General features: G+C 36.5%; 14 protein-coding genes and 7 tRNA genes. 18 read left to right on the plus strand and 3 right to left on the minus strand.

Features of this window, described 5'->3' with window-relative positions:
- Nucleotides 1-20 precede the first annotated feature (20 nt).
- The 7 genes from RZ79_RS01610 (at nucleotide 21) to RZ79_RS01640 (ending at nucleotide 3,917) form a co-directional block, all read left to right on the plus strand.
- Nucleotides 21-93: transfer RNA gene (locus RZ79_RS01610), tRNA-Asn, on the plus strand.
- Between the two features lie 61 nt (nucleotides 94-154).
- Nucleotides 155-227, plus strand: a tRNA-Thr gene (locus tag RZ79_RS01615).
- Between the two features lie 136 nt (nucleotides 228-363).
- A complete protein-coding gene (locus RZ79_RS01620) occupies nucleotides 364-1,974 on the plus strand; it encodes a peptide MFS transporter (protein ID WP_054449723.1) in 1,611 nt (536 codons plus the stop codon).
- Nucleotides 1,975-2,153: 179 nt separating this feature from the next.
- Nucleotides 2,154-2,236: transfer RNA gene (locus tag RZ79_RS01625), tRNA-Tyr, on the plus strand.
- 7 nt (nucleotides 2,237-2,243) lie between these two features.
- Nucleotides 2,244-2,315: transfer RNA gene (locus tag RZ79_RS01630), tRNA-Gln, on the plus strand.
- An 84-nt stretch (nucleotides 2,316-2,399) separates the two neighbouring features.
- Entirely contained in the window at nucleotides 2,400-3,176 is a 777-nt protein-coding gene (gene proC, locus RZ79_RS01635) for a pyrroline-5-carboxylate reductase (protein ID WP_162200342.1), read from the plus strand.
- Nucleotides 3,177-3,197: 21 nt separating this feature from the next.
- A complete protein-coding gene (locus RZ79_RS01640; protein ID WP_053795174.1) occupies nucleotides 3,198-3,917 on the plus strand; it encodes a GntR family transcriptional regulator in 720 nt (239 codons plus the stop codon).
- Nucleotides 3,918-3,932: 15 nt separating this feature from the next.
- Here RZ79_RS01640 and RZ79_RS01645 read toward each other — a convergent pair whose 3' ends face one another.
- Nucleotides 3,933-4,670, minus strand: coding sequence for a WecB/TagA/CpsF family glycosyltransferase (locus RZ79_RS01645; protein WP_420313685.1), 738 nt, complete (start codon nucleotides 4,668-4,670; stop codon nucleotides 3,933-3,935).
- A gap of 92 nt (nucleotides 4,671-4,762) precedes the next feature.
- Here RZ79_RS01645 and RZ79_RS01650 point away from each other — a divergent pair, with 92 nt between their 5' ends.
- The 9 genes from RZ79_RS01650 (at nucleotide 4,763) to RZ79_RS01690 (ending at nucleotide 11,441) form a co-directional block, all read left to right on the plus strand.
- On the plus strand, nucleotides 4,763-6,235 hold the full coding sequence (locus RZ79_RS01650; protein ID WP_054449726.1) for a nicotinate phosphoribosyltransferase: 1,473 nt from the start codon (nucleotides 4,763-4,765) through the stop codon (nucleotides 6,233-6,235).
- Complete coding sequence (gene nadE, locus RZ79_RS01655; protein ID WP_053795177.1) at nucleotides 6,235-7,062, plus strand: ammonia-dependent NAD(+) synthetase; 828 nt, start codon at nucleotides 6,235-6,237, stop codon at nucleotides 7,060-7,062. Before RZ79_RS01650 ends, nadE begins: the two co-directional genes overlap by 1 nt.
- Nucleotides 7,063-7,080: 18 nt before the next feature.
- A complete protein-coding gene (locus RZ79_RS01660) occupies nucleotides 7,081-7,497 on the plus strand; it encodes a hypothetical protein (RefSeq protein WP_054449727.1) in 417 nt (138 codons plus the stop codon).
- Nucleotides 7,498-7,599: 102 nt separating this feature from the next.
- On the plus strand, nucleotides 7,600-9,768 hold the full coding sequence (locus RZ79_RS01665; protein WP_054449728.1) for a Tex family protein: 2,169 nt from the start codon (nucleotides 7,600-7,602) through the stop codon (nucleotides 9,766-9,768).
- Between the two features lie 10 nt (nucleotides 9,769-9,778).
- Entirely contained in the window at nucleotides 9,779-10,225 is a 447-nt protein-coding gene (locus RZ79_RS01670) for a SprT family protein (RefSeq protein ID WP_054449729.1), read from the plus strand.
- Between the two features lies 1 nt (nucleotide 10,226).
- Nucleotides 10,227-11,102, plus strand: coding sequence for a homoserine kinase (locus RZ79_RS01675; RefSeq protein ID WP_225428476.1), 876 nt, complete (start codon nucleotides 10,227-10,229; stop codon nucleotides 11,100-11,102).
- A 67-nt stretch (nucleotides 11,103-11,169) separates the two neighbouring features.
- Nucleotides 11,170-11,255: transfer RNA gene (locus tag RZ79_RS01680), tRNA-Leu, on the plus strand.
- A gap of 34 nt (nucleotides 11,256-11,289) precedes the next feature.
- Nucleotides 11,290-11,362, plus strand: a tRNA-His gene (locus tag RZ79_RS01685).
- Between the two features lie 7 nt (nucleotides 11,363-11,369).
- Nucleotides 11,370-11,441: transfer RNA gene (locus RZ79_RS01690), tRNA-Gln, on the plus strand.
- Nucleotides 11,442-11,550: 109 nt separating this feature from the next.
- Here RZ79_RS01690 and RZ79_RS01695 read toward each other — a convergent pair.
- Nucleotides 11,551-12,645: an LCP family protein gene (locus RZ79_RS01695; RefSeq protein ID WP_054449731.1), complete on the minus strand. Its 1,095-nt coding sequence runs from the start codon at nucleotides 12,643-12,645 to the stop codon at nucleotides 11,551-11,553.
- A gap of 273 nt (nucleotides 12,646-12,918) precedes the next feature.
- Here RZ79_RS01695 and RZ79_RS01700 point away from each other — a divergent pair, with 273 nt between their 5' ends.
- Nucleotides 12,919-13,872: a DMT family transporter gene (locus RZ79_RS01700; protein ID WP_054449732.1), complete on the plus strand. Its 954-nt coding sequence runs from the start codon at nucleotides 12,919-12,921 to the stop codon at nucleotides 13,870-13,872.
- A 14-nt stretch (nucleotides 13,873-13,886) separates the two neighbouring features.
- A complete protein-coding gene (locus RZ79_RS01705) occupies nucleotides 13,887-14,555 on the plus strand; it encodes a 2,3-bisphosphoglycerate-dependent phosphoglycerate mutase (RefSeq protein ID WP_054449733.1) in 669 nt (222 codons plus the stop codon).
- 35 nt (nucleotides 14,556-14,590) lie between these two features.
- Here RZ79_RS01705 and RZ79_RS01710 read toward each other — a convergent pair whose 3' ends face one another.
- Nucleotides 14,591-15,931, minus strand: coding sequence for a C1 family peptidase (locus RZ79_RS01710; RefSeq protein WP_054449734.1), 1,341 nt, complete (start codon nucleotides 15,929-15,931; stop codon nucleotides 14,591-14,593).
- Nucleotides 15,932-15,979: the final 48 nt, after the last annotated feature.

Here is a 15,979-nt window from a genome sequence, read left to right on the forward strand (position 1 = left end):
AGGAAGTCGCCGCGCGTTATTCCGAATTAGCTCAGTTGGTAGAGCACCTGACTGTTAATCAGGTTGTCGTCAGTTCGAGTCTGACATTCGGAGTATAAAAAGGTGCTAACACTTGTTAGCACCTTTCTTGTATATTAAACTATATATAGTATTTGCCGGCTTAGCTCAGTTGGTAGAGCATCGGTATCGTAAACCGGCGGTCACAGGTTCAAGTCCTGCAGCCGGCATAAAAAAACTAGGATGACTACATCCTAGTTTTTTTATTTTCATATGATTAATTTTGGGCAAATTGATAAAATTTTAATCAGAGAGTATAATTAGTTAACGTTGCGATGATTTTTTTATTGTTTGGAGGAGTATTAATTGGATAAAGTTGATAATGATAATCAATCAAAGGGCCTAATTTCATTAACATTAACTGAATCATTAGAACGATTTAGTTACTATGGTATGCAAGCAATCCTTTTGTACTATATGTATTATTCATTTGGCAGGGGTGGCCTTGGTTTCAAGCCTTCTACTGCTGCATCATTGTTTGCAATCTATGGATCACTTAGTTATCTATCCGCAGCATGTGGAGGATATGTTAGTGACAGAATTCTGGGAGGAAAAAGGACGGTTTCTCTTGGGGCCATTTTAATTATTTTGGGTCAGTTAATCTTAACGATTCCACTTCATAATACAATTTGGTTATTATTTATATCTCTTGTATTTTTGACAGTGGGGACTGGATTACTAAAGCCAACAATAACGACAATGGTTGGAAACTTATACGATGAACAATATAATACCAGGGCATATCGTTTTACTATTTTCCTCTCTGGAATTAATATTGGGGCTTTTTTAGCGCCAATCATCATTGGTTATATCGGTGTACACGTTAATTTCCATCTTGGATTTTTAATTGGTGCGATTGCTATGTCAATCGGACTGGCTATCTTTGAACGACATACGAAAGACTATAACCAAAACAATAGTATTTATACTTTAAATCCAATTGAACCTTACGAAATTAAAAAGCTACTTGATCGAGTTATTTTATTCGTCGTTTCCATATCATTAGTGTTCCTACTAATGTATGTTTTTGATGCATTTAATCTAGAAAACATTATTACACTATTAAGTGCAATAACTATTGTTATTCCATTTATTTACTTCTTTGTGATTATTAGTAGTAACCACACTAGTCAAAAAGAAAGAAAAGGAATGGTAGTATACTTAATTCTATTCATTTGTGCATCTTTCTTTTGGGGAGTAGAGGAACAAGGACCAATTGTTTTAGCAATGATGGCTAGTGGAAGTACAGACAATGATTTCTATGTATGGAAATATGCTGTATTAGCATTCTTTATTATTGCCTCATTGATAATCGGTTACTTAGTACAAAAAAAGAGTAATAGTGCTTTATTAAAGATATTTACTGCTGCAATTCTATTGTTCTTTATTTTTCTAGGTATTTTCCATGATGGCGACTTCCATGTTCATATTTCAAGAACTTGGTACCAAGCAATTAATCCATTATTTATATTAATTTTTACGCCATTATTCGCTAAATACTGGCATCATAAAGAAAGTAATGCTTTAAAGTCATTTCCACTAGGAGTTCTCTTAGCAAGCATAGGATGTTTAATTTTATTTATACCAATCAAATTCTTGGCGGGAACTGAAGTTAATCCACTATGGATCTTAGCAACAGTTGGAATGGTTTGTTTAGGAGAAATGCTAATTTCTCCAGTTGGGCTATCAGTGACTTACCGGTTAGCGCCTAAGAATTTCCTTTCGCAAATGATGGGGGTATGGTATCTATCGGCAGCTACTGGTCAGGCCATTAACTCTCAAGTAGTGAAATATTTCTCTATAGATAATGTTAACTACTTCTTGGTACTAGGAAGCATTGGAATTGCTTTATCCATTGTGATGGTAATTTTATTACATCAAGTTCTACGCGATTTACACATCAGTAGAAAAAATTAAAAAAATACTTAAAAAGTGTTGACTTAAACTGCGATTTTCGATATTATATTATTTGTTGATTGGTTGAGACATATCAATGACATCGCAGTTTCAACACTTGCGATTAGGTAAAAAAGTCATTGACAAGCATCTATGATTTTGATATTATATTTCTTGTTGATTACATTTTATATCTTTTCGGAGGGGTAGCGAAGTCTGGCTAAACGCGGCGGACTGTAAATCCGCTCCTTCGGGTTCGGTGGTTCGAATCCACTCCCCTCCATTTTTATTGGGCTATAGCCAAGTGGTAAGGCAACGGGTTTTGATCCCGTGATGCGCTGGTTCGAACCCAGCTAGCCCAACTACTTGAAATGACTAACTTTTATAGTTAGTCATTTTTTTTATGTTATAATAAACACATCATTTTTTAAGTTATGGAGGTTGCTATGAAAATAGGTTTTATTGGTGTCGGAGCAATGGCAAAGGCGATGATTAAAGGATATATCAATTCTGGTCAAGTTAATGCTAGCGATATATATGTACATGCTCCACATAAGGAAAAATATCTAGAATTCGCAAATGCTACAGGTATTAACTGTAGCAACAGTAATCAAGAAGTAGCAGCAAGCAGTGACTTGGTTATTTTGGCAACAGGTCCAAAACAAGTCGTTGATGCTTTAAAGGATGTTAGAGAAAACTTAAATGGTAAGATTCTGGCATCAATTGCATGGCAAATTTCATTAGAACGTCTAGAAGAGTTAACTAGCTATGATTTACCAATCATTCGTTTAATTCCAAACGTCAACGTAGAAGTTAACGAAGGAATGTTAATTTATAAGGCTAACGAAAACCTAGTTGATCAAAGACTAACAGATATTGTTAAGAACTTAGAAACACTAGGTAAGATGATTGAAGTTGACGAAGACAAATTTGATGTATCAGGATCATTAATGGGCTGTACTCCAGCATACGCTTATTTATTTGCGGACATCTTTAGCAGAAGCGCAGTTAACCATGGTTTAGACAAACGAACAGCAACTCAATTAGCAGCACAAGCTATTCTAGGATCAATGAAGATGATTGAAAAATCTGACAAGTCACCAAGTGATTTAATTGACGATGTTTGTTCTCCAGCCGGTGGAACTATCAAAGGATTATTAGCATTGAAGAAGAGCGGTTTTGAAAAGGCCGTAATTGATTGTTTTGATGCAACGCAAGAATAGTAATGAAGGGATAGTGAAATAATGGCTTTGCCAATTTATATCCAAATTCATAATGAAATCAAAAAAAATATCGAAGAGGGTAAATGGAAACTAGGTAGTCGCATTCCATCAGAACGTCAACTATCAACTGAATTTAACGTTAGTAGAATGACTTTAAGACAAGCCATTCAAACACTTGTTGATGAAGGGATCCTAGATCAACGTGTTGGTTCAGGTACATACGTTTCCAATGAAAAGGTTCAAGAAAAGATGTCTGGGGTGACCAGTTTTACTGACATCATGTTAGCGCAAGGAAAAATTCCTGCCAGTAAGACTATTTCATATCACACACTAGAACCCTCACTAAGTGAAATCGAAAAGTTAAACATCTCTCAAAACGACAAGGTATTGAGAATGGAAAGAATTCGTTACGGTGATGGCGTGCCCATTTGTTTTGAAATCGCCACAGTTCCTGAAAAAATCATCGATGGTTTAAGTAAAGATGATGTGACCGATTCATTCTACGCATCATTGAAGGAAAAGAAGAACTTAGTACCAAAAGTATCAAGACAAAACGTTTCAGCAACACTCGCTTCCGAAAGAATTGCTGAATATCTAGATATTAAAAAGGGGGATGCCATTCTGTTACTAAGACAGGTGACATCACTACAAAACGGCCAGCCGTTTGAATACGTTCGTACTCAATACGTGGGCGAAAGATTTGAATTTTATTTAGATAGTAAAAAAAGTACATTCGACTAATGTCGATGTACTTTTTTATTTTGCTTCATTCTTCTTTTGTTTCTTTACTAAACGGATGAATTTTGGCAATGCCAACATACGTTTGAAACGGGTAGGTTCCTTGATTAAACGGTATAACCATTCAATATGGTGATTGATCCAAAATTGTGGTGCACGTTGAACGTGACCGGATAAAACATCAAAGCTACCGCCCAACCCAATCCATAGACCATCGTTTACATGACGATATTTTTCGATGAAGTATTCTTGCTTAGGAAAACCTAGGGCAATAAATACCATATCAGGCTGATTTTGCTTGATTTCAGCGGCAATTTTATCACTATCAGTAAAGTAACCATCATGATAGCCAGAAACGATTAAATCTGGGTATTTTTGCGGAATAATCTTCTTTAAATCTGCGATAACTTCTGGTTTGGCACCCAAAAAGTATGCTGATTTATGATTGTGATTACCCCAGCTTAATAAGTCTAATAAAATGTCGTATCCGGTGATTCTTTCACTCATATCTGAACCTAAGATATTTGCACCCATAACGATACCAATTCCGTCGGCAACTAGGTAGTCAGATTTTTTAATTGTATCGGTGTATTTTTGATTTTTTAAAGCATGAACAACGATTTCTGGATTAGCAGTGACGACAAAAGTATTTTCACGATTGTCGATTCTTTGCTTGGTGTTTTCCATGAAATCATTGAATGAACTGTTTAAAAAATCAAAACCTAAAATATTAACAGTTTTATTTTCCATTGCAATACCTTCAAATAAATTATTATGATTATTTCTTTAATTAATGATAAAATAAAAGACAATAAAATGCGACAAGTATTAGGAGGATTTCATAAAAAATGTCAAATGAATTTGATAATTTAACATTACATACTGATGCATATGAAATCAATATGATGCAAACTTACTTCCAAGCTGGTTTGCAAAATCGTCGAGCTGTATTCGAAGTTTACTTTAGAAAGATGCCATTCGAAAATGGTTTTGCTATTTTTGCGGGATTGGAAAAAGTAATTAGCTATATTAAATATATCAACTTTACTGATGATGATATTGAGTTCTTACGTTCTCAAAACGAATATACCGAAGAATTTTTAGAATATCTTCGCAATTTTAAGTTTACTGGATCAATTCGTTCTTTGGTCGAAGGTGAATTGGTATTCAATAACGAACCAATGCTTCAAGTCGAAGGAAACGTTTGTGAATGCCAACTAGTTGAAACAGCAATCTTAAACATCGTTAACTATCAAACATTGATTGCCACTAAGGCTGCTAGAATCAGAATGGCAGCAGGGGATGACCCACTACTAGAATTTGGTAGTCGTCGAGCTCAAGAAACTGCTGCAGCCATCTGGGGAACCAGAGCTGCTTACATTGGTGGTTTCAACGCCACATCAAATGTCTTAGCAGGTAAAAACTTTAACATTCCAATTAGTGGAACTCATGCCCACTCATTAGTCGAACTATTCCAAGATGACTACAAAGCCTTCAAGGCTTACGCACAAAGTCATCATGAATGTGTTTTCCTAGTAGATACTTTTGACACCTTAAAGAGTGGTGTTCCTAACGCCATCAAGGTTGCCAATGAAATGGGCGACAAGATTCATTTCGCCGGTGTTCGTATCGATTCTGGTGATATGGCATACCTATCAAAACGCGTCCGTGAAATGCTAGATGATGCAGGCTATCCAGATGCTAAGATTTTTGCCTCAAACGACTTGGATGAAAAGACCATCACTAGTTTAAAGATGCAAGATGCCAAGATTGATGTTTGGGGGATTGGTACCAAACTAATTACCGCATTCGATCAACCAGCACTAGGTGCCGTTTACAAGATGGTATCTGTCGAAAATGATAATGGTGAAATGGTCGATACCATTAAGCTATCAAACAACGCCGAAAAGGTATCTACACCAGGTAAGAAGCAAGTATGGAGAATTACTGAACGCAAGGATGGTAAGTCAGAAGGAGATTACATCACATTAGACGATGAAAATCCAAATGATGAAGACAGTCTATACATGTTCCATCCTCAATACACATACATTAACAAGACATTGACTGATTTTGATGCAAGACCTTTACTAAAGGACATCTACAAGGATGGTGCTTTAGTTTACGATCAACCGGAATTAGCCGATATCAAACAATATTCTGAAGATGTATTATCATCACTATGGCCTGAGTACAAACGTGAGTTAAACCCACAAGAATACCCAGTTGATTTATCAACAAAATGTTGGAACAACAAGATGAGCATTATTAAGGATGTTCACGATAAAATCAAAAATAAGCAAGACAAGGGTGAATTGTAATGAGAGAAAAGCAAGCAGAAATCATTGATGCATTAAAGGTAAAACCATCAATTGATCCAAAAGAAGAAATCAGAAATAGTGTTGACTTCCTAAAGAGTTACCTAAAGAAAAACACTTTCCTAAAAACTCTAGTTCTAGGGATTTCAGGTGGACAAGATTCTACTTTGACAGGTAAGTTAGCACAAATTGCCATTAACGAAATGCGCGAAGAAACTAATGACGATGAATACAAGTTTATCGCCGTTAGATTACCTTATGGAACTCAAGCTGATGAATCAGATGCAATGGACTCAATTGCTTTCATCGAAGCTGACAAGACTATTCGAGTAGATATTAAACCAGCTTCTGATGCTGCCGTTGCTTCGGTTGAAGCTGATGGAATGACAATTTCTGACTTTAACAAGGGTAACATCAAGGCAAGACAAAGAATGATTGCTCAATACGCAATCGCTGGTCAAACTCACGGTGCCGTTTTAGGAACCGACCATGCTGCTGAAGCTGTAACTGGTTTTTACACTAAGTTTGGTGACGGTGCTGCCGACATTACTCCACTATGGCGTTTAGACAAACGACAAGGTAAGGCCATGTTAGCCGAATTAGATGCACCAAAGCATTTATACGAAAAGACTCCAACTGCTGATCTAGAAGATAACCGTCCAGCTTTACCTGATGAAGTTGCTTTAGGTGTCACTTACGACGATATCGATAACTACCTAGAAGGCAGAGAAGTTTCAAAAGATGCTGCAGAAAAGATTGAAAACTGGTATATTAAAACAGAACACAAACGTCATCTACCAATTACAATTTACGATGACTTCTGGAAGTAAGAAGGGAATTTTTGAATTATGAAGAAAAACAAGATGGCAATCTATGCCCCATTTTTATCTGATTTAATCACTAACACTAACAAGGTTGGTGAGGAAATGAGTCATGATTACGATCCATTGGAAGAAGCCGTTGCTAACAACGATTACACATCAATCGATTTGACAAGCACAAAGGATACTTTCCAAAAGGGTACTGATAAGTACAAAGAATTCTTATCACAACTTGATAACGTACAAGTTCCTGCCAAGGAATTAGGTCGTCACTCAATCCTAAAGGAAGCTTATGCTGACTACGTTAAGGGATGCCAAGACATGGTAGACAGTATCAAGGCTGACACTATTGAAGCAGATGCTTTTAATGAAGCAGGTAAGCTACAACAAGATAGCATCGAACGAGTATTTAAGACAGCTCAAAAGATTATGATGTCAATGTAATAAAAACAAAAGATAGTTGGTAAAAATTACCAACTATTTTTTTATCTAAAAATGCAATGATATAATTAAAGACAAACTCAAATAAGAAATGAGATGAACGATTTGGATCAATCAATCATTAAAAAAATCAGAAAAGAATTAGGTAGCTATTCTGAAAAACAAATCTCTGCCGTTATTTCTATGCTAGAAGATGGCAATACCGTTCCATTTATCGCTAGATACCGTAAGGAACGCACAGGCAGTTTGGATGAAGTGCAAATTAGAGAAATTGCCGATGCCAACACTAAAATCACTAATCTAGAAAAACGTAAAGAAGAAGTTCTTCGTTTAATCGAAGAACAAGGTAAACTAACTGATAAACTAAAGGCTGATATCCAAAAAGCCGAATCAATGCAAAGTGTCGAAGACTTGTATCTACCATACAAGAAAAAGAAGAAGACCAAGGCGATGATTGCCAGAGAACGAGGTTTAGAACCATTGGCTAAACTAGTTTTAGCTAACGATGATTCCTTTGTGAATAAGGCAAAAGACTATGTGGATGCAGAAAAGGAACTAAACGACGTCGAAGATGTTTTGAAAGGTGTTCATGAAATCCTAGCTGAAGATATCGGAAACGACGCCCATCTAAGAGAATGGATTCGAGAAGATACCAAGAAGAATGGTCAAATTGCCAGCAAGGCCAAGAAGGATGCCGATGAAAAAGACGAAAAGCACGTCTACGAAGATTACTATGATTTTTCACAACCAATTAACCAATTGAAGAAACATCGCGTTCTAGCATTAAATCGTGGTGAAAAGGAAAAGGTATTAACAGTCAGCATTGATGTTAATACCAATGTCATCTATAAGTTCTTACAAGCAGAAATTAATCGTAAGCGTAACGGTAAGTCTGCTGAATTTGTGAAGGATGCTTATGAAGATGCATACTCTCGTTTCATGAAACCAGCAATTGATCGTGAAATCAGAAATGAATTAACCGATGAAGCTGATGAACACGCCATTAATATTTTTGGTAGAAATTTGTATAACCTATTGATGCAAGCGCCAATCAAGGGCAAGATAGTGATTGGTTTTGACCCAGCTTACCGTACTGGGTGTAAATTAGCCGCAATTGACGATAATGGGAAATTCTTGGATAAGTTAGTGATTTATCCACATAAACCAGCAAGCGATGCTAAACGCCAACAAGCTAAAAAACAACTAGTTGATTTCATTAAGAAGAACCATGCTGAAATGATTGCCATTGGAAACGGGACAGCTAGTCGTGAATCAGAACAATTTGTTTCAGAACTAATTAAAGAAAATAATCTACCGGTATATTACGTAATTGTTAATGAAGCCGGAGCTTCTGTATACTCTGCAAGTCAAAATGCGCGTGATGAATTTCCTGACTTTCATGTTGAAGAACGTTCTGCAGTAAGTATCGGGAGACGTCTTCAAGACCCGTTAGCTGAATTAATTAAAATTGATCCTAAGTCAGTAGGGGTTGGTCAATATCAACACGATTTACCTGCTAAACAATTAGACGCCCAATTGGATCGAGTTGTGGAAACAGCTGTTAATAAAGTCGGAGTGAATGTTAATACAGCTAGTCCTGAGTTATTAACCCATATTTCGGGGATGACCAAGACTACCGCCAAAAACGTGGTTAAGTTTAGAAATGAAAATGGTGAATACAAGACTCGTCAATCCTTATCAAAGGTACCTAGATTGGGACAAAAGACTTATGAACAAGCCATTGGTTTCTTAAGAATCCTAGACGGCAGTAATCCACTTGATAATACCGATATTCACCCAGAAAGTTACAAGATTGCTAACCAAATTGTGGATGAATTGAATTTAAATTTGGATTCATTGGGAACAACCGAAATTAACCAAGCGTTATCCACATTTGATGTTGATAAGTTTATTAACGAAAATGGTTATGGAAAACAAACCGTATTAGACATCATTGATGGATTAAAACGTCCTGGTAGAGACTTCCGTGATAACATGCCAACTCCAGTCCTAAAGCAAGATGTATTGAAGATTGAGGATCTAAGAGAAGGAATGCAACTACAAGGAACCGTTAGAAACGTAATCGACTTTGGTGCATTCGTTGACGTGGGTGTAAAACAAGATGGACTTGTCCACATCTCACAAATGAGTAATCAATTTATTTCTGACCCAAGTAGCGTTGTTTCTGTTGGGGACATTGTTGACGTATGGGTATTATCTGTTGATATTAAACGAAATCGAATTCAACTAACGATGATTAACCCGGAGAAGTGATAAAATTTAAATGAATAATCAAGAATTACAAACATTGGTGGAAAAGATTTCACAAGAATCATTCGCCAAACCATTTAAGCACCGTGCTTACTTTAATAGTCGTTTAAGAACCACTGGTGGAAGATACCATGTGGCCAGCCATGATATTGATATTAACCCTAAGATGTTAACCGAACATTCAATGGAAATATTGGTAGGGGTGATTAAACATGAGCTTTGCCATTACCATCTACATTTAGCTGGATATTCTGGTAAGCATAATACTTTAGCTTTTAAACGATTATTGAAGACGGTGGGTGGTTCAAGATTTGCGCCGGCACCTGTGGACAAACGTCCATTCAAATATGTTTGTACACATTGTGGACAAAATTACCGTCGTAAGCGTAGAATTAACACTCACAAGTATGTATGCGGAAAATGTCGTGGAAAACTAAAATTAGACACTGGAGATGATTAGTTTGGATAAAAAAATAATTATCCGAGTACCTGCTACATCAACGGGAATCGGAGCTGGGATTAACTCAATCGGAATTTCTTTTGGTTTATATTACACAGTCATTGTTGAAGAAGAAATGCAACGCTGGCAAGTTAACCATGCATTGGGGGATGACGTTCCAAACGATGAAAACAACATTATCGTGCAAACCATCCTAAAGGTTGATCCAACAATCAAACCTCATCAATTAACTGTTATGTCAGATGTTCCAATTGGAAGAGGACTTGGTTCAAGTACTACAGCAATTGTTGCGGGAATCAAGATTGCTAATGCGTTAGGTGAATTAGACCTTTCACTAGACGATGAAATTAACATCGGTAGTAAGATTGAGGGCCATGCAGACGGTGTCGCATCTGCATTGTTAGGTGACATTACGGTTTCTTACTTTAATGGTGAAATGGCTACAACAGTTAAGACCCAAATTCCAGAGGTTATTAACGCGTTAGTATACCTAACTAAGGACGATGGTAGTGATAAGGCTATCTACAAGAACCAAGTTAGCTCTGTAGACGCTGTAAAAGCCAGCAGTGCTACCAATGTACTAGTGGCCTCACTAATGAGCAATGAATGGACTAAAGCTACTGAAATGATGGAAAATGATGCTATTTACACCGATAACATCTATGAAGTAGTGCCAGAACTTGAAACCATCAGAAAACAAGCCCATGAACTAGGAATTTACGGTACATTCTTAAACCAATCACACCGTTGTGTTATTACCTTTGGTACCGAATCAGAACTAAATCAACTACGTGACAGATTAAACATTGGCAAACTAGACGGAGTCATGAGATTGATTAAGGTCGATCACAGTGGTGCCACTGTACGCGGTGAATAAAAAAATTTAAAACACCTATTGCAAAGTAGGGAAAAATCACATATAATAATATTTGTGATTTTTTATTGCGGCCATGGCGGAATTGGCAGACGCGCAAGATTAAGGATCTTGTCGGGATTATTCCCGGTGGAAGTTCGAGTCTTCTTGGCCGCATTAATGAGAAATCATTATCACATATAATAATATGGCGGTAGTGGTGAAGTGGTTAACACATCGGATTGTGGTTCCGACACGCGTGGGTTCGATTCCCACCTACCGCCCTTTTATTGGGCTATAGCCAAGTGGTAAGGCAACGGGTTTTGATCCCGTGATGCGCTGGTTCGAACCCAGCTAGCCCAACTACTTAAAAAGGAGACATCCATTTGGAGGTCTCCTTTTTCTTTGTCTTCATCGATTTAAAAGTAGGGAATATAAAAAAGGTTCTGGTTAATATCAGAACCTTTTATTTTTAGTTATCAGTTGAGTAATTGATTTGAGTGGATGAACTACTCATTACGCTGGAACCAACACTGTAGTCACTTGTTTGACTTTGTGTTTGGTTTAATGAAGTAAGTTTGCTTAGTCCAAGGCTTTGTCTAATTGAGTTTGAAATGTTTAGAAGAGTCTCTTGGGTTGGTACTTCATAATCAATACCGTCAACAACAGCAGTTTCACCTTGAAGAGTTTGTGACTTGATGTGGTGAGTTGCGTTTCCGTATCTTTCACGTAAAGCAACCATATCATCAAACTTCATATCAGTCTTAAGGTTACCTGAGATTGAACTTAAAATTGATTTGTATCTTGGTAATGAAGAGATGTTCATACCTTTTAGAACAAGCTTTTGTAGTACTTGTCTTTGACGTACTTGACGACCATAGTCACCAGCAGGATCTTGATGTCTCATTCTTGAGTAAGCAAGAGCTTGAGCACCATTCAATGTAACTGTTTTACCCTTAACAACATTCGCAGCACCATAATGGAAAGTTAAAGGAGGAGTAACGGTAACACCACCAACAGCGTTAACCATCTTTTCTAGACCACCCATGTTAATGATTGCATAAAAGTCAATTGGAACGTTTAACAAGTTTTGTACTGTTTGTACGGCACTTGAAGCACCACCAATAGTATATGCAGCATTAATCTTTTCATAAGGTTGTGAATCTCCAGGAACAGTTACCTTAGTATCACGAGGGATACTTGTTAGGTAAATTGTTTCCTTCTTAGGATTGATAGTAGCTAGGATCATAGTATCAGTTCTACCTGTGTCATGACGTCCTAGGGCACCAGTATCGGTACCTAGAAGTAAGATTGAAACAGGTTTGTTCTGAGCAATGACGCTAGATACGTTTCTTTCTTTTGTGGATAAACCTGGTTGATAAGCCTTATCCGCAGCATTCTTCATGTTGACATAAACACCATGAGCAATGATTAATCCAGTAACTACTAGAACTAAAAAGACAATAAGTGAAATCCAAGCACCCTTATGGCTTTTCTTCTTCTTAAAGTGAGGTTGGTTTCCTCTAGTTCTGGAAGCTCTATCGATGTTTTGATTATTGTTTTGCATAAATCAAAAATAGCTCCTTTATTCTGAATTTCCCCATTATACTACCTATAATCAAGATACGTAAATATAACTAACATTATAAACTTATTTTTTTGAAAATAATAATACTTACGAAATATGTAATAAATTGTAATAATTCTGTTACATTTTTAATAAGGCCAAGGGATATGATATAATTTTGATGTTAATATAAAAATTATCACAACACGAACATTAAGTTTGTAGTGTATCAATTTTTTTATAATTTGTAAATTTAAAGGAGCGCGTTTAAAGTTGAAAAAGACTTTTCTGTATGTTTTAATTTCCACGTTTATGTTTAGTTCAATGGAAATAGCACTAAAAAGTGTTCAAGGAGTTTTTAGTCCAATCCAATTGAACTTGATTAGATTCTTTATTGGGGGATTGGTTTTAATCCCAGTTGTCATGAAGAATGGAAAGCAAACATTATTGACGAATAAATGGAAAAGTATAGGTGTTTTCTTATTAACTGGATTTTTATGTGTTGTAGTTAGCATGACGTTGTTCCAATTAGCAATCATGTATGATGAAGCATCAACTGTAGCGGTACTATTTAGTTGTAATCCAGTATTTGCATTACTATTCGCTTTCTTTATTCTAAGAGAAAAGATTAGTCGACTAGGATTTATTTCATTAGTTCTTTCTATTATCGGATTACTAGTTATCGTTAATCCGGCCAACCTTACTAATCCATTGGGAATTTCATTAGCATTGGGTTCAGCACTAACATTTGGACTTTACAGCATTGTATCCAGATGGGGTTCAAAAGTTACCGGTCAAAATGGACTTGCAACTACTTGTTACACATTTTTAGCGGGATCTGTTGAACTTTTAATTTTAGTATCAATTACCAATATTTCTTCTGTTGCACACTACATGAATAGTGTAGAATGGTTAAAACCATTTGCAAACACACCAATTATTCATAATATTTCCATAAATTACTTCTGGATTCTATTATTTATTTGTGTCTGTGTAACAGGTGGTGGATTTGCATTCTACTTCCTTGCCATGGAAAGAGCAGGGGTATCAATTGCCTCAATCGTCTTTTTCATCAAACCGGGATTGGCGCCAATTTTGGCAATGATCTTGTTAGGTGAAAAGATTACAATTAATACCTGGATTGGAATTGTGATTATTCTAATCGGTTCTGTGATTACATTTATTGGTAGTCAAATGGAACAAAAGAATGCTGCATTAGAAGAATAAAAAGAGATGATAATATGTCATATTTAGTAATCATGCGTCATGGTCAAAGTGTTGCCAACGAGAAGAATGTTTTTACTGGTTGGAGTGATGTTGCGTTAACTGAACAGGGGATTCAACAAGCTCACGATGCTGGTAAGAAGATTAATCAATTGGGAATTGATTTTGATCATGCTCATACTTCGTTTTTAAAACGCGCAATTGAAACGTTGCATATTGTGTTAAGTGAAATTAACCAACAATATATTCAAGAGACAAAGTCATGGCGACTAAATGAACGTCATTATGGGGCGTTGCGCGGTCGTAAGAAAGATGACGTTAAGTTACAATATGGACCTGAAAAGTTTGCTGAATTTAGACGCAGCTACAGGACGGTCCCACCATTGTTGAATCAACCCGATGAAGAACATAAGTATTCAAAAATCGGTGTGATTGAACCACGTGGTGAAAGTCTAAAGATGGCCTACGAAAGATTGATGCCATACTGGCAAGACGCGATTGCTCCTAAGTTATTGGATGGTCAAAACGAGTTAGTCGTTGCCCATGGTTCAACTTTAAGGGCATTAATTAAGTATTTAGATAATATTAGTGATGATGACATTGATCGAGTGGAAGTTCCAAACGGAAGGCCAATCGTTTATCATTTCGATGATAAGTTGAATGTAATTAGTAAAAAGACAATATAAAAAGAGCTGATAAATTATCAGCTCTTTTTTGTATGTTATTTTTCGTTAAATGCAAGAGTTCCCATTGGATCCCATGGATCTAAAACAACTGGGTCTTGTTCTTGGTTCTTCTTATCTTCTTCAGATAGGTACTTCTTGTTGATAACAACTTGGTAAGTGAAACGTCTGAACCATGATTCACTCATCACGAAGTAACCCTTTGAACCAACTTGGTTACCCCAAGAGTTTTCAACCTTCCACTTAGTAGGTTGACCATCAACGATATCAACACCGGTGATAACCATGGCGTGGTTCATAACACTTTGATGGTAATCTAATTGTTCATCTTTACTCATTAATAAATCGATGTCGAATAATTCATCCTTTGAGTATAGGTTATCGTCCATGATTCCTTTTTTACGATCTGATTCTTTTGAAACGTCGCTTCCGAACCAAACACTTTCACCGTTCTTTAATTGGGTGATAGTTAGTTCTTCTAGGCGGTCCATTTCAAGGTTTAAATGTTTAACTTGGCGACCATCAATAACGTTACCTAACATATCAATGGTGTAAGTCTTTTCATAAGGTTTGTCCAATGTAGGGGAGTTAATGATTGATACGTAATCTTCTAGGTTTAAGTTTACGTATTTATCAAAGAATTTCTTTGGTGTTAAATCAGTATCGATATGGTATTCGTTCTTTTCATCACGGTATTCGAAGTTGAATTCTGAAACTGGTTCACCGAATGAGTAGACTAAGACACGGTAAATTTCGCTTAACATTTCGTCCTTGACCTTTTCGATATCTGAACTATTTTGTGAAGCTAGTTCACGTAGTTGAATGGCATCCATTCTTAGTTTTTGGTTTAATACAGCGTTTAATTCTGAAGTGTCGTTACTTAAGGCAGTTTCAACCATTGCTGATTGAGGAACAACACCGTACTTTTCGATTACGGCACATAACATGTCCCATTGACCACCATCTTGCTGTGGTGAATCTAATAGCCATGAAACACGGCGTGAGGTTAATGGTTCATCAGCAGTCTTGATAATGTTTTCTAAGAACCAGTTACATTTTTCAAACTTATCCCAGAAAGTAGTGTAGATTTGTGATAATTCAAAATCACCAGATAAGTTGAAGTTTTTAGCTAGGTTATGACGCATAGTATTTAGCGCTGCGAAAATCCAGCAACGGCCACTATGTTTTTGGTTGGCAACTTCACCAGTATCGATTTCAATTGAAAAGTTTGGTTTCATGTTACCTTCCGCTTCGAAGTTGGCAGCTGAAGAGTTGATACCATTATGGCTTACGGCTCTTTGCATTACCTTAGCTTCTGTACGATTTAACAAATCGTTATGATACTTTTGGATATTTTCATTACTAATACTTTTTGACATCATGATTCCTCCTTGCTTTTATAACATTATATCACTCAGGTCAAATGC

This window comes from Apilactobacillus kunkeei DSM 12361 = ATCC 700308 (genome assembly GCF_001281265.1).
GTDB lineage: Bacteria > Bacillota > Bacilli > Lactobacillales > Lactobacillaceae > Apilactobacillus > Apilactobacillus kunkeei.